This is a genomic window from Streptomyces sp. A0592, assembly GCF_004795115.1.
Lineage (GTDB): Bacteria > Actinomycetota > Actinomycetes > Streptomycetales > Streptomycetaceae > Streptomyces > Streptomyces erythrochromogenes.
The window spans coordinates 11904-32696 of the sequence record NZ_SSBM01000019.1; the positions used below are offsets into that span (position 1 = coordinate 11904).

Below are 20793 nucleotides of genomic sequence, written 5' to 3' on the forward strand. Positions count from 1 at the left end.
CCGCCCCGGCCGGCCGCCGGAGGCTACGGGCGGCCCTGGAGCTTGGCCGAGGAGGTACGGGTCGTCGGGAGCTTGCCGTACAGCTGCTTGCCGGGGCACTCCGTCGCGAAGCCGTCCCGGTGGCCAGAGATGACGTTCATCGAGACGTTCCGGCCCTTCGGGTAGCGGTTGCCGCCGCCCGACTTGAGGGTGGCCTTGGCGCGCGGGTCGCGGCCGAAGAGGCCGAGCTTCCAGGCGGTGAGGCGGGCGACCGCGTCGACGGCGGCGGCCGGGGGCGCCGAGTTCGTGAAGGTGCCGAGCACCGCCACGCCCATGCTGTCCGTGTTGAAGCCCATGGTGTGGGCGCCGAGGACCGGCTTGGAGACGCCGCCCGCGCGGCCCTCGTAGACCGTGCCGCACTTGTCGACGGCGAAGTTGTAGCCGAAGTCGCGCCAGCCGCTGCTGACCACGTGGTAGCGGTACAGGCTGCGCAGCACCGCCGGGGCGTCCTTGCAGGCGTAGTTGTTGCCGGAGGCGCTGTGGTGGACGAACGCCGCCTTCACGGTGTTGGTGTAGGCGAAGGCCTTCTCGCGCAGGGACTCGTCCGCTCCCCAGCCCTTGCGGGTGACGATCCGCGGGCGCGGGCCGATGTACGGGGCGGCCGCCGCAGTGAGTTCGCCCTCGCTGGCGAAGACGGCGTCGGCGGTGGAGTCGGCCTTGTTCAGCTCGGTGATCTCGTTCGCGCCGAGCGCGGCGTGCGGCACGTTCGCCGCGGAGGCCTCGGCCATCTCCATGGTCAGGCCGGGCGCGACCATCTCGCCCTTGTCGTCGGCCGGGCCGCTGTTCTTGCCGTCCGAGGACCCCGCCGGCGCCGCCGCGCCCGGGTCGACGAGTTCGATGCGCATGCCAGAAGGCAGCCGGGAGCCCGCGCGGGTCGCCGGGGCGTCCAGTTCCGCCTGGACGCGGACCTCCACCCCGTCGGACTCGCCGACCCACAGAGGGGCGGTGGCGCCGCGGACCCGGCCGGAGTCGCGCTCCACCGCGTCGGGGTCGGCGGCGTGCTCGCTGTTGTGGACCTCGACGTCCTGCCAGTCGGACCAGGTGGCGGTGCGGACGGAGCGGGTACGGACCTGGACGCGGCCGTTGAGCTGGGTGGTGGCGTCGTCCCAGACGACACCGACCAGGGAGAACGTCGTGACCTCACGGGCGGCCAGGCCCTGCGTCTCGGGACCGCGGGGCGAGGCGCTCATTCCGGGGACGCCGGGGGTGCGGTCCGCCGCGGACCCGATGGGGACGAGCGGCAGCGACTGGGTGGACCCGGCCGGGGTGACGGGGACGGTTTCGGCGAGTGCTGGAGTCGGGAGCGCGAGGGGCAGGGCCAGTACGGCGGCCGTCGCGACGCCGATCGAGGAAGCAAGGAATCCACGCATGACAAGGATGGTGGGCACGCTGACCACGGCACGCCATCCGAGATCTGATGCTCCGTCCGCTGCGCCGCGGATACCCCTCCCCCGTACGGGGGAGCCGCGGACCCCCGTACGGGGGAGGGCCCCGCGTACCCTGTGCCGGGTGAACGCCATTGACCGCACCCCTGCCGACCTGCTGCGATCCGCGCTCGCCGCCGATCCGGGCCGCCCGCTCGTCACCTTCTACGACGACGCCACCGGCGAACGCGTCGAATTGTCCGTCGCGACCTTCGCCAATTGGGTGGCCAAGACCGCGAACCTGCTCCAGGGCGACCTGGGTGCCGAGCCCGGGGACCGGCTCGCGCTGCTGCTCCCCGCGCACTGGCAGAGCGCCGTGTGGCTGCTGGCCTGCGACTCGGTCGGGGTCGTGGCCTCGGTGGGCGGGCACCCGGGCGACGCGGATCTCGTCGTCAGCGGTCCGGACACGCTGGAGCAGGCGCTGGAGTGCGGCGGCGAGCGGGTGGCGCTGGCCCTGCGGCCGCTGGGCGGGCGCTTCCCGCAGCCGCCGACGGGGTTCGCCGACTACGCGGTGGAGGTGCCGGGGCAGGGCGACCGCTTCGCCCCCTTCGTGCCGGTGCAGCCCGAGGGCCCCGCCCTGATCGTCGGCGGCGAGGAGCTCTCGCACACGGCGCTGGTCGCCCGGGCCCGCGAGGACGCGGCGAAGCTCGGCCTCGGCGAGGGGTCGCGGGTGCTGACCGGGCTCGGCTACGACACCTGGGAGGGGCTCTCCGCCGGGCTCTACGCCGCGCTGGCCGCGGGGGCGTCCGTGGTGCTCTGCCGGAACCTGGACCGGCTGTCCCCGGAAGCGCTGGCCCAGCGGACCGAGAGCGAGCGCGTCACCCACACGGTCTGAAACCGGGGCGCGGCCCGTCACCCACACTGATCAACCTCGGGAACGGCCGATCTGTCACCCGCATGGCCCTAGACACGACCCCGCCCCCGGGCTGCTCCGGCGCCCCGGGGGGAGGATCGGCAATGGCCGTGCTCACCCGTACGGCTGCTCGCAGCGGCGAGGGGACGCACGCCAGTGACGGACAGCTCAGGCATACCGGGCGGCAGCGATGCGGCCGGAGGCGAGCGACGGCCTCCGCGGGACCGCAGGCGCAGGCTGCTGCGCTGGATCGGCCTCGGGCTGACCCTGCTGGTCCTGGTGGGGGCGGCCACCGGCTGGTGGCTCTACAACAAGCTCGACGGGAACATCACCGAGGACACCTCGGCCGCGGCCGAGCTGGAGCGCTACGAGCGCGAACGCCCGGCGCACCTCGCCACGGGCGCCCAGAACATCCTGCTGATCGGCTCCGACTCGCGCTCGGGCCGGGGCAACGCCGGCTACGGGGAGGACAAGGGCACGCAGCGCTCGGACACCACGATCCTGCTGCACCTGCCGCAGGACCGCCGGAGCGCGACCGCGGTGTCGATACCCCGGGACCTGATGACGGAGATCCCCTCCTGCCTGCAGCCGGACGGGTCCCGCACCGCCACCTCCTTCGCCCAGTTCAACTGGGCGTTCGAGTGGGGCGGGGCGGCCTGCACGATCCGGACCGTGGAGAAGCTCACGGGCATCCGGATCGATCACCACATGGTCATCGACTTCAGCGGGTTCAAGCGGATGGTCGACGCCGTCGGCGGGGTGGAGGTGTGCCTCAAGGAGCCCGTCGACGACGTGCAGGCCAAGGTGAAGCTGCCCCCCGGCCTGCAGACCCTGCGGGGCGAGCAGGCACTGGGGTTCGTCCGCGCCCGGCACAGCCTGGGCAACGGCAGCGACACCGAACGGATGGAACGGCAGCAGCAGTTCCTCGGATCCCTCGTCAAGAAGGTGCAGAGCAACGGGGTACTGCTGAACCCGACACGCCTGTACCCCCTGTTGGACGCCGCCACCTCTTCGCTGACCACCGACCCCGGGCTGGCGTCGCTGCGCAACATGTACGAACTCGTACGGGGCGTACGGGGCATACCGACCGATCGCATCACGTTCCTGACCGTCCCGCGCCGGCCCTACGCACCCAACCCCAACCGGGACGAGCTGGTGGAACCCGACGCGGAACGGCTGTTCCGGCAGCTGCGGGAGGACCGGCCGGTGACGGTGACCCCGCCGGAGGAGACGTCTTCGGCGGCGGTGCGCACCCCCGGGGCCGCCTCCCCGACCCCCTCCGCGACCACCACTGATGCGGTTCCGGAAGGGAATTCGGCCGGTGAGGGAACCTCGACCCCCTCCGCGCCCATCCCTACCTTCACAGGAACGACCGCAGGGAACACCGGGTGCCGGTAAAGCAATCCCAAAAGCCGGTGACCGAACCGAGTGGGATGGGCGCTTCACCCCGTTATAAGGGGAGTGGAATTTGTCACCACCATGGTTTGCGGCCGAACAGGACGGATAAGGTGAGCGATCCGGTGCCCGGCCGGACCGGAGACCGGGTACCAGCAGCCGGATCGTTGACCGTGCGCCTTGGGGAGGCGCGTCGCGAGGCACCCGACGGAGGATTCGAGCAACCGTGGATGCGCAAAGCCGTGGGCGGGCGGAAGAGATCGACCCCGCAGACCAGTGGGTGCTCAATCCCCGCACCGGCCACTACGAGCTGCAACTGAACGACTCCGCAGCGCAAGAGCGGCCCAGGGTCGCCGCGCCCCGCAGATCTTCGTCGGCACCGGCAGCTCCCACCGCCCCCTCACCCGGCGTGCCGGGGCCCCGCCGCGGCGACGCCCCGCCCGGGGGCCGCAGGGGCGGCCGCTCACGCAAGGGCGGCGGCGGTGGCGGACGCCGCAAGAAGGCCCTGCTGATCACCAGCGGGACGCTGGCGCTGCTGCTGGTCGGCGGCGCCGCGGCGGCGTACCTCTACTACGACCACCTGAACGGCAACCTCAGCGTCACCGACATCGCGGGCGCGGGCACCGGCGGGTTCAAGAAGGACCAGGCCATCAACATCCTGGTCATCGGCACCGACAAGCGCAGCGGTGCGGGCAACGAGGGCTACGGCGACAAGGACAGCGTCGGCCACGCCGACACCACGATCCTGTTCCACATCGCCAAGGACCGCTCCAACGCCACCGCGCTGTCCATCCCCCGCGACCTGATCACCACCATCCCGGACTGCCCGACGAAGCAGCCGGACGGCACGACGAAGACGGTGCGCGGCGCGAAGGGCGTGCGCTTCAACACCAGCCTGGGCCAGGAGGGCCGTGACGCCGGCTGCACCATGCGCACGGTGAAGGAGCTCACCGGCATAGAGGTCGACAACTTCATGATGGTCGACTTCAACGCGGTGAAGACCCTGAGCACCGCGGTCGGCGGCGTGCCCGTGTGCCTGGAGAAGGCCGTCGACGACGAGGACTCCAAGCTCAAGCTCCCCCAGGGCGAGCACCGGCTGGAGGGCGAGCAGGCACTGGCCTTCGTACGCACCCGGCACGCCTTCGGCAACGAGAGCGACCTGGACCGCATCAAGACCCAGCAGCAGTTCCTGGGTTCGATGATGCGCGAGATGAAGTCCAAGGAGACGCTGACCAGTCCGAAGAAGTTCTTCTCGCTCGCCGAGGCGGCCACCAAGTCGCTGACGGTGGACCAGGGGCTGGGCTCCATCGACAAACTCACCGACCTCGCGGGCGAGTTGAAGGACATCGACCTCAAGAACATCACCTTCACCACGCTGCCGGTGCTCGACAACCCGGCCGAGAAGGTCAAGGCGACCGTCGTGGTCGACCAGAGATTGGCCGACCCGCTGCTGCAGATGATCCGGGGGGACGTCTCGCTCACGGAGGTCGAGAAGAAGGAGCAGGCCGCGAAGGAGGCGGCCGACGCCGACGCGAAGGCCAAACAGGACGCACTGCTCCAGGGCAACCGGGCACCCGCGGGGGACGTGCGGGTGGCCGTCTACAACGGCGGCGGGCCCAAGGGCGCAGCCTCCGCCACGCTGGGCTGGCTGCAGAACACCAAGGGGATGTCCAAGGCCAGCAACCAGGGCAACGCCCCGTCGAAGGTGGACGCCACCCAGCTGGAGTACGCGCCCAACCAGGCCGACCAGGCCCGTGCGCTCGCGGACGCCCTGGGGCTGCCGGCCACCGCGCTGAAGATGGGGACGACGGACGCGGCGGCGAAGACCCCGATGAAGCTGACGCTGGGTCCGGACTTCCAGAAGCCGGGCACCCCGCTGTCGCCGCCGCCGCCGCAGGAACTGCCCAAGGACGTCCAGCAGGCCCAGGCCGACAAGGCCGTCTGCGCCAAGTAGCGGCACGTGCCGGGTCACGCCGGCACACCAACGACCGAGAAGGACCTTGAGGGGGATACGCGTGAGGCACAGCGACGTGCGGGAGGAGGGGGCGAGCGCCCAGGCCGACGGGGACATACCCGGCGCCGGGGCGGGCGCGCCCGGCACGGTGCCCCGCCCGAGGGGCGGCTCCAGGTCGGCCCGCAGGGCCGGTGGCGCGCGTCCCCCCAGGCGGGGCCGCAGGCGCGTACTGCGCTGGGTCTCCTCCGTGCTGTCCCTGCTCATACTCGGGACGGCGGCGGCCGGCTACCTCTACTACCGGCACCTGAACGGCAGCATCCAGACGGACGCGCTGAACCTCGGTGAGAACAAGCTGGGCGGTTCCAAGCCCAACGCATTCGGTCAGACCCCCCTGAACATCCTGCTCATCGGTTCCGACGCGCGCAACGACGCGGAGAACCAGGCCCTCGGCGGGGCCACGGACACCTTCGACGGCCCGCCGCTCGCGGACGTCCAGATGCTGCTGCACCTGTCCGCGGACCGCAGCAACATGTCCGTGGTCTCGATGCCGCGCGACACGATGCTGATGATGCCCAAGTGCACCGAGCCGGGCGGCAAGGTGCACCCGGCCAGCAAGGGCCTCGTCCAGACGAACGAGTCGATCCAGCGCGGCGGACCCGGTTGCACGGTCGCCGCCTGGTCCGAGCTGACCAAGATCCCCATCGATCACTTCATGATGATCGACTTCAAGGGCGTGGTCCGGATGGCCGACGCCATCGGCGGCGTCCCGGTCTGCGTCGAGCAGAACGTGCACTCCCGCACCCGGGACGGCAAGGGCTCCGGCCTGAAGCTGCCCAAGGGCACGAGCGTCATCCAGGGCGAGACGGCCCTGCAGTGGCTGCGCACCCGCTACGGCTTCGAGGACGGCACCGACATCGGCCGTACCCACGCCCAGCACCAGTACATGAACTCGATGGCCCGGGAGTTCCGCAAGAACGCCAAGCTCAGCAACCCGGTCAAGCTCAACAGCCTGGCCCAGGCGGCGATCGAGGCCATGGTCGTGGACACCGGCCTGAACAAGATCGACAAGCTGTTCGACCTCAGCATGGAGCTGAAGAAGGTCCCGCCGGGCCGGATCACCATGACCACCATGCCGTGGATCTACAGCACCAAGCCCGGCCTGGACGGTCGGGTCGAGCCCAAGCCGGGCGAGGCCGAGGACCTGTTCCGGATGGTCCGCGAGGACATCGCCCTGGACGGGCAGGGTGCGGCCTCCGCGACCCCGGGCGCACCGGCCTCGCCGTCCGCCCCCGCCCAGCAGCAGCCGACGACGGCCCCGACGGCCGCCGCCACGGCCGCGCCGCCCGCGAGGATCGCGGTCAGCGTCCGCAACTCGACCGGGGGCAAGGACGGCACCGAGGCCAAGGTGAAGGGCCGCGCGAGCGAGGTCGCCGCCCTGCTGACCGGCAAGGGCTTCACCAAGGTCGTCGCCGACAGCCAGACGGGCGCGGAGGACACCTCGGTGATCCGCTACGCCACCGACGCCCAGGCGGCCGACGCGGCCGCCGTGGCCACCGCCCTCGGCCTGCCCGCCGGCTCGGTGCAGAAGTCCGACCAGGTCGCCGGCATCGTCGTGTTCGTCGGCAAGGACTGGCGGAGCGGCGGCACGCCGACCCCGCCGCCGCCCGCCCCGACCAAGGCGCCGGACTCCGCCCACGCGCTCAACGGCGACAACGACCAGGCCTGCATGCCGATCCAGCCCGGCTTCACCTGGTAGCAGGCGCACGGAAGGGGCCCGGCCCGGAGACTGCGCTCGTACGCAGCTTCCGGGCCGGGCCCCTTCCGTACGTCTCAGACCTGGGGGACGCCGGGCACCACGGCCGGGCGGCGGCTCGCGATGAGCTTGTTCGCCAGGGCGCGCGGGCTGGTCAGGAAGCCGAAGCCCCAGGACAGGTGCATGGTCGCCAGGGCGACGGGGATCTGCGCCCGGGCCGCCGGCGACAGTCCCCTGCCCGCGGGGACGGAGCCCACGGCGATCGCCGCGAGGTAGCCGGCCGGGACGGCGAAGCCCAGCGGGCTGACGGTGACGCCCACGGCCACGCCCGCGGCGATCGCGCAGACGAGGGTCGGCGGGGCCAGGTAGCGCATGTTGATGGAGCCCGAGTGGTAGCGGGCCACCACGTGCCGCCAGCGCCCGTAGTCCTTGTACTGCTTGGCGAGAGCCTTGACGGAGCGTCGCGGGCGGTACTGGACCCGCAGCTCGGGCGAGAACCAGATCAGCCCGCCGGCTTCGCGGATGCGGAAGTTCAGCTCCCAGTCCTGGGCGCGGATGAACTCCTCGTTGTATCCGCCCTGCTGTTCCAGCGCCTCCCGGCGGAAGACGCCGAGATAGACGGTCTCGGCCGGGCCGGCCTGCCCGCCCGTGTGGAAGGGGGCGTTGCCGACTCCGATCCTGGACGTCATCGCGGCGGCGACGGCCTCTTCCCAGGCGTTCTCGCCTTCGGCGTGCATGATCCCGCCGACGTTCTGCGCACCGGTCTCCTCCAGAAGGCGGACGGCGGTGGCGATGTAGTTCGGCGAGAGCATGCCGTGGCCGTCGACGCGTACCACGATCGGGTGACGCGAGGCCTTGATGGCGGCGTTGAGCGCCGCCGGGGTCCGGCCGGTGGGGTTCGGGACGGTGTGGACTCGGGGATCCTCGGCGACCAGTTCGGCGGCGATCTCGTCGGTGCGGTCCGTGGACGGCCCGAGTGCGATCACCACCTCCATCTCGCCCGCATACTCCTGTTCCAGGATGTGGCGGACGGACTCGCGGAGGTAGTGCTCCTCATTGAGCACCGGCATGATCACCGAGACTGCGGGCTGCTGGGCGGGCATGTGGTCCTTCAAGGTCGGGTATCGGTGTCACGTTACCGCGTACGGGGGAACCGGGTGCGCGCCGAGTGATCGGTACGGACAGCGGCTGATCGTATGGGCCTACTGTTCTGTCGAATCGGCCGGCTGCGCTGCATGAGGGCCGGCCCGTCCTTCGACCGGTATCCCTGTGCTCCCGCGGAGGTGTCCACCGTGCCCCAGCCGCACCGTCCCATCCGTCCGACCGGGCCGCCCCGGCCGCAGCGCGTGCGGCGCGGCGGCGGAGGCGGACCGGCCCGGCACCGGGAGGGGCGGCCCCGCTGGGGGGTGCGGATCGCGGCCGGGCTGTCGGTGGCGGTGCTGGGCTCCGGGGCCGTCGGGCACGCCGTGATGACCGGCCTGGACACCGGGATCGAGCGGGTGGACCCGTTCAAGGACATGAAGAACCGCCCGCAGGCCGGACACGGCATCAACTTCCTGCTGGTGGGCACCGACGGCCGGGAGAAGATCAGCCCCGAGGAGAAGCGGGAGTACCGCCTGGGCGGGGCGCCCTGCCACTGCACGGACACGATCATGCTGGTGCACCTGTCGGCGGACAAGGAGCGGGCGAGCGTCGTCAGCCTGCCCCGCGACAGCTACGCCGAGGTGCCCGCGCACCGCGACCTCGTCAGCGGGAAGGCGCACAAGGCGCACCCCGTGAGGCTGAACGCGGCCTACTCGGAGGGCGGGCCCAACCTCACCGTGCGGACGGTCGAGAACATGACCCGGGTGAAGATCGACCACTATCTGGAGGTCGACTTCACCAGCTTCATGAAGACGGTCGACGCGATGGGCGGCGTGGAGATCTGCACCGCCAAGACCATGCGCGACCCGAACACCGGCCTCGACCTGCTGCCCGGCACCCATCGGCTGACCGGCGGCCAGGCCCTGCAGTACGTGCGCTCGCGCCACGTCGACGGCGCCTCCGACCTCGGCCGGATGCAGCGCCAGCAGCGGTTCGTGGCCGCCCTGATCAAGCAGGCGACCGGCGGCGGGGTGCTGCTGAACCCCGTCAAGTTCAAGGAGCTCAGTTCCACCCTGCTCGGCTCGGTCCGCGCCGACAAGGGGTTCGGATCGGAGCAGATGCTGGCCCTCGGGCAGGCGATGCGGGACTTCACCCCCTCCTCCTCCGAGTTCGCCTCGGTGCCCATCGGCAGCCCTTCGTTCCGCGTCAAGGGCATCGGGTCCACGGTGAAGTGGGACGAGCCGAAGGCGGCCAAGCTCTTCGAGGCGCTGCGCGAGGACCGGCCGCTGGCCCCGGCCCGGCCGGGGAAGGCCGCCGCAGGCCGGCCCACGGCGGTGCCGGTGGACGTGCCCCCCGCGCAGGTCCGGGTCCAGGTGGAGAACGGGACCCGGATCGACGGGCTGGGCGGGCGCGTCGACTCCGCGCTGCGCGCCACCGGCTTCGACACCACGCGGGCCCCGGGCAACGGCGCGAGCCGCGACGTCAAGCGCACGGTGATCACGTACGACCCCCGCTGGGACCGCTCCGCGCGGTCGGTGGCGACCGCCCTGCCGGGCAGTGAGCTGCGGGCGGTCGCGGGGCAGGGCCGGACCGTCACGGTGATCGCGGGTGCCGACTACCGCAAGGTGGTGCCGGTGCGCGCGGAGGACCCGTACCAGGGCGCCTTCGGGGTCGTCAGCGGCGACCAGGTGGTCTGCGGCGGCTGAGGACCCGTACGGGTGGTACGGGCCCCCGCGCGGGTCGGCTCAGTCGTCGAAGCCCTGGGCGGCGCGCTCCTCGCGCAGGGCCATGATGGCCTGGCGGCGGGCGAGCCGGTGGGTGCGGCGGATCTGGGCCTCCTGGTAGCGCCGCTCGTCCTGCTCCGTCTCCGGGAGCACCGGCGGGACCTGGCGGGGCTTGCCCTCGGAGTCCACCGCGGTGAAGACGAGGTAGGCGCTGCCGACCTGGGTGGCGGGGGTGGACTCGTTCCACCGCTCGGCGAGGACGCGTACGCCGATCTCCATGGAGGAGCGGCCGGTCCAGTTGCACTGTGCCTTCACGTGGACGAGGTCACCCACGCGCACGGGCGCGAGGAAGGCCATCTCGTCCATGGAGGCGGTGACGGCCGCACCGCCGGAGTGACGGCCCGCCACGGCGCCGGCGGCGTCGTCGACCAGCTTCATGATGACGCCACCGTGCACCGTTCCCAGGAGGTTGGTGTCGTTGGCGGTCATGATGTGGCTGAGGGTCGTCCGGGAGGCGGCGGTCGGCTTCCCGGGCAGCTCGGCCGGTATCTGTGTCATACGGACACCTTAGTTGGGTCGCGGAGGCATCAGCTCTGCAACAGCACCGGTACGGAACCTCCCCCGGGCTGTCGGAGGCACCGCCCGGGCAGGCATCCTTGGGCGCATGAATGACTGGCCAGAAGGTCGTGACGACGCCTACGGACGCGGCAGCGCGCGTCCGCAGCCCGAAGGTGTGCAGCGGATGCGGCACATCCAGCGGCAGCCCCAGCAGCCGCCGCGGCCCCCGCAGCCCGTGCAGCCGCCGCGGCCGCAGCGCCCGGCGGGGCCCGTGCCCGCGCCCGGCGTCCCCCCGCAGCAGGCGGGCGGCCACGACACGTACGGCGGTTACGACAGCGGCTACAACACCGGCCAGGTCTACGGCGCGCCCTCGGGCGGCGCCCCGGGCCGGCCGCAGGGTCCCGGCGGGCCGTCGGGCCCCGGCGGCCCCGGACGGGCGCCCGGTCCGGCCCCGGACTGGCGCAGGCGCATCAAGGTCGGCTCGATCGTCCTGGTCTCGGCGCTCCTTGTGACGTCCGTCTCCACCTACTTCTGGGCCGACTCCAAGGTGCGCCGCGAGGTCGACCTCTCCAAGGTCATCGAACGGCCGAAGGAGGGCGACTGCACGACGTACCTGATCGTGGGCTCGGACAGCCGTGAGGGCATGTCCGACGAGGAGAAGAAGAAGCTCCACACGGGCTCGGCCGAGGGCAAGCGGACCGACTCGATGATGATCCTGGCGAAGTGCTCCAGCGGGAACACCATGATCTCGCTGCCGCGCGACTCGGACGTGGAGATCCCCTCCTTCGTCGGCTCCCAGTCCGGCAAGAAGTTCCCCGCGCAGGGGCGGCGGGTCAAGCTGAACGCGGCGTACGCGGAGGACGGCCCCGAGCTGCTGGTGCGGACGGTGGAACACAACACGGGCCTGCGCATCGACCACTACGCGGAGATCGGCTTCGCCGGCTTCGCGAACATCGTGGACGCACTGGGCGGTGTGGAGCTGAACATCGAGGAGGGCTTCAAGGACGAGAAGTCGGGCGCCGACTTCAAGGCGGGCAAGCAGACCCTCAACGGCGAGCAGTCGCTGGCCTTCGTGCGGACCCGCTACGCCTTCGCCGAGTCCGACCTGCAGCGCACGAAGAACCAGCAGAAGTTCCTGTCGGCGCTGGCCAGCCAGGCCGCGACCCCCTCGACGATCCTGAACCCGTTCTCGCTCTACCCGATGCTGGGCGCGGGCCTGGACACGCTCATCGTGGACAAGGACATGGGCCTGTACGACATGGGCCAGATGTTCTTCGCGATGAAGGGCGTCAACGGCGGTGACGGCGTGTCGATGAACATGCCGATCTCCGGGCAGCGCGGCGGCAACCTCGTCTGGGACAAGGCGAAGGTGCAGCAGCTGGTGAAGCAGATCCAGAACGACGAGAAGGTCACCGTCCGCGGCAACTGACCGCGGCGGCGGCCTTCGCGCCGCCCGCGGTCCCGCCGCCTCCCCGGCCCGGGTTCAGGCGTCCGGGGAGAAGCGGATGGCGGCGGCGGGCAGTTCCGCCTCGCACCACACCCGGGCGCCGGCCCGCAGTTCGTTGTCGGCGCCCACGCGGGCGCCGTCGCCGACGACGGTGCCGTCCAGCACGGTGCGCGCGCCCACGCGGGCGCGGGCGCCGATCAGGCTGGCGTTCACCTGGGCGTCGGGTCCGATGACCGCGTCGTCGAGCACGATGGAGCCCTGGACGACCGCGCCGGCCTCGATCCGGGCGCCGGCACCGACGACGGTGCCGCCCGAGAGCTTGGCTCCGGCGGCGACCTGCGCGCCGGGCAGCACCAGGGACTCGCCCCGGCGGCCGGGTACGGCCGGGGAGGGGACGACGCCGCGGACGAGGTCGGCGGAGGCCTGGATGATGGACTCGGGCTTGCCGAGGTCCATCCAGTAGGTGTTCTCGGTGACTCCGTGCAGGGTGGCCCCGGAGGCGAGCAGGCCCGGGAAGGTCTCGCGCTCGACGGAGACCGGGCGGCCGGCCGGGATGGAGTCGATGACGCTGCGGCGGAAGACGTAGCAGCCGGCGTTGATCTGGTCGGTGATGATCTCTTCGGGCGTCTGCGGCTTCTCGGTGAAGGCCAGCACGCGACCGTCGGGGTCGGTGGGGACGAGACCGAAGGCGCGCGGGTCCTCGACCCGCACCAGGTGCAGGGAGACGTCGGCGTCGGCCGCCTCGTGCGCGTCCACGAGGCCGCGGATGTCCAGGCCGGTGAGGATGTCGCCGTTGAAGACGAGGACGGAGGAGTCGGGGCCGCCGGTCAGGCGCTGCCCGGCGTTGCGGATGGCGCCGCCGGTCCCGAGGGGCTCGTCCTCGACCACGTACTCCAGGCTGAGGCCGAAGTCGGAACCGTCCCCGAAGTAGGGCTCGAAGACCTCGGCGAGGTAGCAGGTGGCCATGACGATGTGCGTGACACCGGCGGCGGCGGCCCTGGCTATCTGGTGGGCGAGGAACGGGACGCCTGCCGTGGGGACCATCGGCTTGGGCGTGTTCACCGTCACGGGACGCAGTCGTGTCCCCTGTCCGCCGACCAGCAGGATCGCTTCCGTCATTGCGTTCTCCCCAACCGATTCCGGCGTACGAAGGTCCAAATTTAGCCCATCCGGGGAGGCCCGGAGGCCGGTGCCGGATGTGTCGACCGGCGCGTGCACCGTACGGGTACTGCGCTCGGTATGTCATGAAATGACCGGGCGTTCGCGCCGCGAGGAGGCGAACGGATCGGCAGGGCGGGGCAGTTGTGTGCCGGGCCGCCGGAGGCCCTGCCCGCCGCACCCGTCCCGTACCGGGACGAACCCGGCGGCCGGGCGCCGGGCCGGCGACCCGCCGTCGGCCGATCCCGTACAGGACGACCCCCGGCCGGGGCCGGGGGTCGTCCTGGTTCGCGCGGGCCGGAGCCTTGCGGCTAGGGCAGGTTGCGGGCCATGACGATCCGCTGGACCTGGTTCGTGCCCTCGTAGATCTGCGTGATCTTGGCATCGCGCATCATGCGCTCGACCGGGTAGTCACGGGTGTAGCCGTAACCGCCGAGGAGCTGGACGGCGTCCGTGGTGACCTCCATGGCCACGTCGGAGGCGAAGCACTTGGCCGCGGCGCCGAAGAAGGTCAGGTCGCCGTCGACGCGCTCGGACTTGGCAGCGGCCGAGTAGGTGAGCTGGCGGGCGGCCTCGATCTTCATGGCCATGTCCGCGAGCATGAACTGCACGCCCTGGAAGTCGCCGATCGGCTTGCCGAACTGCTTGCGCTCCTGGACGTAGCCCTTGGCGTAGTCCAGGGCGCCCTGCGCGATGCCGAGCGCCTGGGCGGCGATCGTGATGCGGGTGTGGTCGAGGGTCTTCATCGCGGTGGCGAAGCCGGTGCCCTCGGCGCCGATCATGCGGTCGGCGGGGATCCGGACGTTGTCGAGGTAGACCTCGCGCGTCGGGGAGCCCTTGATGCCGAGCTTCTTCTCCGGGGCGCCGAAGGAGACGCCCTCGTCGGACTTCTCGACGACGAAGGCGCTGATGCCCTTGGAGCGCTTCTCCGGGTCGGTGACGGCCATGACCGTGTAGTACTCGGAGACGCCCGCGTTGGTGATCCAGCGCTTGACGCCGTTGAGCACCCAGAAGTCCCCGTCGCGCACGGCGCGGGTCTTCATGCCGGCGGCGTCGGAGCCCGCGTCCGGCTCGGAGAGGGCGTAGGAGAACATCGCGTCGCCCTTGGCGAGCGGGCCGAGGTACTTGGCCTTGAGCTCCTCGGAGCCGGAGAGGATCACCGGGAGGGAGCCGAGCTTGTTCACGGCCGGGATCAGGGAGGAGGAGGCGCAGACGCGGGCCACTTCCTCGATCACGATCACGGTGGCGAGGGCGTCGGCGCCCGCACCGCCGTAGGTCTCGGGCACGTGGACGGCGTGCAGGTCACTGGCGACCAGCGCGTCGAGGGCCTCCTGCGGGAAGCGGGACTCCTCGTCGACCGCGGCCGCGAACGGCAGGATCTTCGCCTCGGCGAGCGAGCGGACCGACTCGCGGAGCATGTCGTGCTCCTCGGCCGGGCGGTACAGGTCGAAGTCGGCAGAACCCGCCAAGATCTCTCACTCCCCAGTGATGACACGCGATACGTGATGCTAACTACCGTTAAGTAACCCAAGCTTAGTGTCCCGGTCACGGATGGCGATATGGACGGGCCACGTGAGCTGCGTGACAGCGAGGGTGCTCCTGGGGAACGTCCCCGCGTGTCGGCCCGACTATGCTCAGTGGCCGCAAACGGCCCCGCACCTCTGGAGCACCCATGGCCCCCCTCAGGATCACTGTGATCGGCACCGGCTACCTCGGCGCGACCCACGCCGCGGCGATGGCGGAGCTGGGCTTCGAGGTGCTGGGCCTGGACGTGGTGCCCGAGAAGATCGAGATGCTGGCCGCGGGCCGGGTGCCGATGTACGAGCCCGGGCTGGAGGAACTGCTGGCCAAGCACGTGGCCGGGCTGCCGGGCTCGACCGGCCGGCTGCGGTTCACCACCTCCTACGAGGAGGTCGGCGCCTTCGGCGACATCCACTTCGTCTGCGTGAACACCCCGCAGAAGCACGGCGAGTACGCCTGCGACATGTCCTACGTCGACTCCGCGATGGCCTCGCTGGCCCCGCACCTGACGCGGCCGGTGCTGGTCGTCGGCAAGTCCACGGTGCCGGTGGGCTCGGCGCAGCGGCTGGCGGAGACGCTGGTGGAGCTGTCCCCGGCGGGCGACGGCGTGGAGCTGGCATGGAACCCGGAGTTCCTGCGGGAGGGCTTCGCCGTGCAGGACACCCTGCACCCCGACCGGATCGTGATCGGCGTCCGGGGCGAGCGCGGCGAGAAGCTGCTGCGCGAGGTCTACGAGACCCCCATGTCCGAGGGGTCGCCGCTGGTCGTCACGGACTACCCGACCTCCGAGCTCGTCAAGACCGCCGCCAACTCCTTCCTCGCCACCAAGATCTCCTTCATCAACGCGATGGCGGAGGTCTGCGAGGCCGCCGGCGGTGACGTGGTCAAGCTGGCCGAGGCCATCGGCCACGACGAGCGGATCGGCGCGAAGTTCCTGCGGGCCGGAATCGGCTTCGGCGGCGGCTGCCTGCCCAAGGACATCCGGGCCTTCATGGCGCGCGCGGGCGAGCTCGGCGCGGACCAGGCGCTGACCTTCCTGCGCGAGGTCGACTCCATCAACATGCGGCGGCGCGGGCACATGGTCGAGCTCGCCCGCGAGGCCGTGGGCGGGTCCTTCCTCGGCAAGCGGGTGGCCGTCCTCGGCGCCACCTTCAAGCCGGACTCGGACGACGTACGGGACTCGCCCGCCCTGAACGTGGCGGGCCAGATCCACCTGCAGGGCGGTCAGGTCACCGTCTACGACCCCAAGGGCATGGACAACGCCCGGCGGGTCTTCCCGACCCTCGGGTACGCCGACTCCGCGCTCGCGGCGGCCCGCGGCGCGGAGGTGGTCCTGCACCTCACCGAGTGGCGCGAGTTCCGCGACCTCGACCCGGCGGAGCTCGCCTCCGTCGTGACCGACCGGCTCGTGCTGGACGGCCGCAACGCGCTGGACCCGGTGCGGTGGCGTGACGCCGGCTGGACGTACCGGGCGATGGGGCGGCCCCGGGCCTGACCCCTGCGGGGTGCTCGGCCGCTGAAAGACCCGGGCTCCGCCCGGCGCGGCTGCGTGTCGGCCGCGTGCCCGGGTGCGGCGCGGTTGCGGGGGCGCTGCCCCCGAGCCGCCCCCGAGCCCCCGCGCCTCAAACTCAGGCGAGGCCCGGGCGGCGGCGGGCGGTGAATTCGGCGTCGCGGACCACGCGGAGGGCGTTGCCCCAGGTCAGGAGGGCGAGGTCGGTTTCGGGCCAGCCGCGGTCCAGGAGCTCCGCGATCAGTCGCGGGTAGCCCGAGGGGTCGGTCAGGCCGGTCGGGCGGGGGCCCGGCGGCTCGGCGCCGAAGGTCGCCCCGAGGCCGACGCCCTCCGGGCCCGCGACCGCCCGCACGTGGTCGAGGTGGTCCGCCACCGCGTGCAGGGAGTCCCCGGTGCGCGCGGTGTCGAAGGTGACCATCGCGAGGCCGTTCGCCTCGCGCAGCGCGACCAGCACCTCGTCCGGCACGTTCCCCGGATGCGGGTTCAGCGCGGCGGCCGCCGTGTTCGAGATGATCACCGGGGCCTTCGAGGCGCCGGCGAGCTGCCGGGCGACCGTCGGCTCGCAGCCCGTGAGGTCCAGCAGGACGGCCAGCCGGTTCGCCTCGTGCACCACCTCGTGGCCGAAGGCCGTCAGCGTCCCCTGCGCCCAGGGCGCTCCCGCGGGCGCGAGGACCCGTACGCCCAGCGCGTGGAACGCGCGCAGCGCGCCCAGCGAGTCGGTCAGTGTCCGGCCCGGTACCGGGCCGAGGAACGAGGCGATCCGGCCGCGGTTGCGGGCGTCCGCCATGTCGTCGGCGCTGAGCGCGAGGCGGAGGCTCTCGGGGTAGCGGCGGACCAGCGTCAGTGCCGCGTCGATCTGGTCCAGAGTGTCGGAGACCAGCCGGTCACCGGTCGCGTCCTCGTGGGGCCGGGCCTGCGGCGGCACGAGCAGGGACCAGAACTGGGCCCCCACTCCCCCGGCGCGCAGGCGCGGGATGTCCGTGTCGACGCCCGAGTCGGGGGTTTCGATGTCGTGGTACGGGCTCTGGCGCAGGGTCCAGACCAGGGTGTTGCACCCGTCGGCGACGGGGTGGACGGACAGCAGCGCGGCGGCCCGTTCGAGGGCGCTCGCCTTCGTCTCGGGTCCGGCTGGGGCCTGGAGGTCCTGGGCCCCGATGCCCACGGAGTGGGGTTCATCCTGCAGGTCGGCCATGGCGTTCGCTCCGGTCTCGGCGGCAGCAGGGAGAGCTGGTGCCACCGTGACACGTGCCGCGGCGCAGCCGCCCGGCAGGTGTGGCGTTCGAGTGAACCGCGGTCACACCGCGTCACCACACCCACCGGACCGGCGCTTCCGCAGTGCCCGACCTAGATCACCGCGTTCGACGGGCCCCGGGTCGCCGACACCTCGCGTGCCACCGCTTCCGCGTCACGCAGCGCGCGGACCGCGTTGGACCAGGTCAGCTTGGCCAGGTCCGCCGTGGACCAGCCGCGCGCCAGGAGTTCCGCGACCAGGTTCGGGTAGCCCGCCACGTCGTCCAGGCCGGACGGGGTGAAGGCCGTGCCGTCGTAGTCCCCGCCGATGCCGATGTGGTCGACCCCGGCGACCTCCCGCATGTGGTCCAGGTGGTCGGCCACCGTGGCGGCCGTGGCCACCGGCCGCGGGCGGCCGGCCTCGAACGCCCGGTGCAGGGCCATCGCCTCGGGGGTGGTGTCGAGGTGGTGGAATCCGTGCGCCCGCAGGTTCTCGTCCGCGGCCAGGGTCCACTCCACCGCCGCCGGCAGGATGAACTTCGGGACGAAGGTGGCCATCGCCACCCCGCCGTTGGCCGGCAGCAGCGCCAGCACGTCGTCGGGGATGTTGCGCGGGTGGTCGCAGACCGCCCGCGCCGAGGAGTGCGAGAAGACCACCGGCGCGACCGACACGGCGATGGCGTCCCGCATCGTCGTCGCCGCGACATGGCTGAGGTCCACCAGCATGCCGACACGGTTCATCTCGCGGACGACCTCGCGGCCGAAGTCGGTCAGACCGCCGTGCCGGGGCTCGTCCGTCGCCGAGTCCGCCCAGTCGATGGTGTCGTTGTGCGTGAGCGTCATGTACCGCACGCCCAGCAGGTGCAGGGCGCGCAGCGTGGCGAGCGAGTTGTTGATGGAGTGGCCGCCCTCGGCACCCATCAGCGAGGCGATCCGGCCGGTGGCGCGGGCCTGCTCCATGTCGTCCGCCGTCAGCGCCCGCACGAGGTCGCCGGGGTAGCGGTCGATCAGCTGGGCGACGGCGTCGATCTGCTCCAGGGTGGCGCTGACCGCCTCGTCGCCCGCGAAGTCGGAGCGCACGTACACGGACCAGAACTGGGCCCCGACACCCCCGGCGCGCAGCCGGGGGATGTCGGTGTGCAGGTGTGCGGACTGGTCGCCCGCGATGTCCCGCTGTGCCAGGTCGTAGCGCACCTGCTGGCGCAGCGCCCAGGGCAGGTCGTTGTGACCGTCCACGACGGGGTGCTCGGCCAGCAGCTCGCGCGCCTGCGCCAGACGCTGCGCCGCGCTCACTTGCCGAACCCGAAGGACTCCGCGTTCGCGACCTTCGTACGCAGCCGCTTGCCCTTCTCGGTGGCCTGGTCGTTGAGCTCCTGCTGGAAGTCGCGCATCCGGGCCAGCAGCTCCGTGTCGTGGGCGGCCAGCATCCGTACGGCCAGCAGGCCGGCGTTGCGCGCCCCGGCGACCGAGACCGTGGCGACGGGAACCCCCGCCGGCATCTGGACGATCGACATCAGGGAGTCCATGCCGTCGAGGTACTTCAGCGGCACGGGCACGCCGATGACCGGCAGCGGGGTGACCGAGGCGAGCATGCCGGGCAGGTGGGCGGCTCCGCCCGCGCCCGCGATGATCGCCTTCAGGCCGCGTCCGGCGGCCTGCTCCCCGTACTCGATCATCTCGCGCGGCATCCGGTGGGCGGAGACGACGTCGACCTCGTAGGGGATCTCGAACTCGTCGAGGGCCTGGGCGGCCGCCTCCATCACGGGCCAGTCCGAGTCGGACCCCATGACGATGCCGATGACAGGTCCTGCGGCGGTGGTGCTCATTCCGTGACCGTTCCTCTGAGGTAGTCGGCGGCGTGGCGTGCGCGCTCCAGCACATCGTCCAGGTCGTCGCCGTAGGTGTTGACGTGGCCGACCTTGCGACCGTGTTTCACGTCCTTGCCGTACATGTGGATCTTCAGCTGGGGGTCGTGGGCCATGCAGTGCAGGTAGGCCGTGTACATGTCGGGGTAGTCCCCGCCCAGCACGTTCGCCATGACGGTCCACTTGGCGCGGGGGCGGGGGTCGCCCAGCGGAAGGTCCAGGACCGCGCGCACGTGGTTGGCGAACTGGGAGGTCACGGCCCCGTCCTGGGTCCAGTGACCGCTGTTGTGCGGACGCATCGCCAGTTCGTTGACGAGGATCCGGCCGTCGGTGGTCTCGAACAGCTCCACGGCCAGGTGGCCGGTCACGCCGAGTTCCTGCGCGATGCGCAGGGCGAGGGCCTGGGCCTCGCCCGCCAGTTCCTCGGAGAGGTCCGGGGCGGGAGCGATCACCGTGTCGCAGACCCCGTCCACCTGGCGGGACTCGACGACGGGGTAGGCGACCGCCTGCCCGTGCGGGGAGCGGACGATGTTCGCCGCGAGCTCGCGGACGAAGTCCACCTTCTCCTCGGCGAGGACCGGGACGCCCGCCTTGAACGGGGCCTCGGCGTCCTGCGGGGTGCGGACGAACCACACCCCCTTGCCGTCGTAGCCGCCGCGCACGGTCTTGAGGATGACGGGGAACCCGCCGACCTCGTCCGCGAAGGCGGTCACGTCGTCCGGATCGCTCACGATCCGGTGGCGGGGGCTGGGTGCGCCGATCTCGTCGAGCTTGGCGCGCATCACCCCCTTGTCCTGGGCGTGTACCAAGGCGTCGGGCCCCGGGCGGACGGGGATGCCGTCCGCTTCCAGGGCCCGCAGGTGCTCCGTGGGTACATGCTCGTGGTCGAAGGTGATCACGTCACAGCCGCGCGCGAAGGCGCGCAACGTCTCCAGGTCGCGATAGTCGCCGATGACGACATCGCTCACGACCTGGGCCGCCGAGTCCTGTGGTGTGTCACTGAGGAGCTTGAATCTGATGCCGAGGGGGATACCCGCCTCGTGGGTCATGCGGGCGAGCTGACCGCCGCCGACCATGCCGACTACCGGGAACGTCACCTCTCCAGGGTATCCGCCGGTATTCGGCCATCGGGACCCGCATGGACACAGGCCTGGCGCGATCCGCCGGTGTGCCGTGCGTCGCAGGGTGCGGGAAGGCACAGACGGAGCACAGGGGGGAGACTTAGCATGGGTGGGTTGACGGAGTACACCGGACGCCCCGTGCGGGGGCGGTGACCGAC

The 20793-nt window shown here is 71.8% G+C and carries 16 protein-coding genes; 7 read left to right on the forward strand and 9 right to left on the reverse strand.

Annotated elements, in window-relative coordinates; all coding sequences use genetic code 11:
* Positions 1–23: 23 nt before the first annotated feature.
* Positions 24–1409, reverse strand: a complete 1386-nt coding sequence (locus E6U81_RS24665; protein ID WP_136232283.1) for an N-acetylmuramoyl-L-alanine amidase — start codon at positions 1407–1409, stop codon at positions 24–26.
* Between the two features lie 139 nt (positions 1410–1548).
* Between E6U81_RS24665 and E6U81_RS24670 the strand changes: the two genes are divergently transcribed.
* From E6U81_RS24670 to E6U81_RS24685, 4 genes are all read left to right on the forward strand, one after another.
* A complete protein-coding gene (locus E6U81_RS24670) occupies positions 1549–2298 on the forward strand; it encodes a TIGR03089 family protein (RefSeq protein WP_136232284.1) in 750 nt (249 codons plus the stop codon).
* 174 nt (positions 2299–2472) lie between these two features.
* Entirely contained in the window at positions 2473–3714 is a 1242-nt protein-coding gene (locus E6U81_RS24675; protein ID WP_136232285.1) for an LCP family protein, read from the forward strand.
* A 223-nt stretch (positions 3715–3937) separates the two neighbouring features.
* The gene (locus tag E6U81_RS24680) at positions 3938–5665 is read left to right on the forward strand and encodes an LCP family protein (protein ID WP_136232286.1); all 1728 of its coding nucleotides are present in this window, start codon (positions 3938–3940) and stop codon (positions 5663–5665) included.
* A 61-nt stretch (positions 5666–5726) separates the two neighbouring features.
* The gene (locus tag E6U81_RS24685; RefSeq protein ID WP_240803998.1) at positions 5727–7421 is read left to right on the forward strand and encodes an LCP family protein; all 1695 of its coding nucleotides are present in this window, start codon (positions 5727–5729) and stop codon (positions 7419–7421) included.
* Between the two features lie 74 nt (positions 7422–7495).
* Here E6U81_RS24685 and E6U81_RS24690 read toward each other — a convergent pair whose 3' ends face one another.
* Positions 7496–8521: a glycosyltransferase family 2 protein gene (locus tag E6U81_RS24690; protein WP_136232287.1), complete on the reverse strand. Its 1026-nt coding sequence runs from the start codon at positions 8519–8521 to the stop codon at positions 7496–7498.
* Positions 8522–8824: 303 nt separating this feature from the next.
* On the opposite strand from E6U81_RS24690, the gene E6U81_RS24695 reads away from it, so the two are divergent.
* Entirely contained in the window at positions 8825–10207 is a 1383-nt protein-coding gene (locus tag E6U81_RS24695; RefSeq protein WP_136232371.1) for an LCP family protein, read from the forward strand.
* Between the two features lie 39 nt (positions 10208–10246).
* On the opposite strand, the gene E6U81_RS24700 is transcribed toward E6U81_RS24695, so the two are convergent.
* A complete protein-coding gene (locus E6U81_RS24700) occupies positions 10247–10783 on the reverse strand; it encodes an acyl-CoA thioesterase (RefSeq protein ID WP_136232288.1) in 537 nt (178 codons plus the stop codon).
* Positions 10784–10889: 106 nt separating this feature from the next.
* Here E6U81_RS24700 and E6U81_RS24705 point away from each other — a divergent pair, with 106 nt between their 5' ends.
* Entirely contained in the window at positions 10890–12212 is a 1323-nt protein-coding gene (locus E6U81_RS24705) for an LCP family protein (protein ID WP_136232289.1), read from the forward strand.
* A gap of 54 nt (positions 12213–12266) precedes the next feature.
* Here E6U81_RS24705 and E6U81_RS24710 read toward each other — a convergent pair whose 3' ends face one another.
* Entirely contained in the window at positions 12267–13349 is a 1083-nt protein-coding gene (locus E6U81_RS24710; RefSeq protein ID WP_136232290.1) for an NDP-sugar synthase, read from the reverse strand.
* A gap of 350 nt (positions 13350–13699) precedes the next feature.
* Entirely contained in the window at positions 13700–14857 is a 1158-nt protein-coding gene (locus E6U81_RS24715; protein ID WP_030387007.1) for an acyl-CoA dehydrogenase family protein, read from the reverse strand.
* A 203-nt stretch (positions 14858–15060) separates the two neighbouring features.
* Here E6U81_RS24715 and E6U81_RS24720 point away from each other — a divergent pair, with 203 nt between their 5' ends.
* Positions 15061–16404 (forward strand): UDP-glucose/GDP-mannose dehydrogenase family protein, encoded by a 1344-nt coding sequence (locus E6U81_RS24720; RefSeq protein ID WP_136232291.1) that lies wholly within the window; start codon positions 15061–15063, stop codon positions 16402–16404.
* Between the two features lie 133 nt (positions 16405–16537).
* Here the strand turns inward: E6U81_RS24720 and E6U81_RS24725 are convergent, their stop codons facing one another.
* From E6U81_RS24725 to E6U81_RS24740, 4 genes are all read right to left on the reverse strand, one after another.
* The gene (locus E6U81_RS24725; RefSeq protein WP_136232292.1) at positions 16538–17611 is read right to left on the reverse strand and encodes a membrane dipeptidase; all 1074 of its coding nucleotides are present in this window, start codon (positions 17609–17611) and stop codon (positions 16538–16540) included.
* A 152-nt stretch (positions 17612–17763) separates the two neighbouring features.
* The gene (locus tag E6U81_RS24730) at positions 17764–18942 is read right to left on the reverse strand and encodes a dipeptidase (RefSeq protein WP_136232293.1); all 1179 of its coding nucleotides are present in this window, start codon (positions 18940–18942) and stop codon (positions 17764–17766) included.
* Entirely contained in the window at positions 18939–19475 is a 537-nt protein-coding gene (gene purE / locus E6U81_RS24735; RefSeq protein ID WP_031150900.1) for a 5-(carboxyamino)imidazole ribonucleotide mutase, read from the reverse strand. Before purE ends, E6U81_RS24730 begins: the two co-directional genes overlap by 4 nt.
* A complete protein-coding gene (locus E6U81_RS24740; protein WP_136232372.1) occupies positions 19472–20662 on the reverse strand; it encodes a 5-(carboxyamino)imidazole ribonucleotide synthase in 1191 nt (396 codons plus the stop codon). Before E6U81_RS24740 ends, purE begins: the two co-directional genes overlap by 4 nt.
* Positions 20663–20793 lie beyond the last annotated feature (131 nt).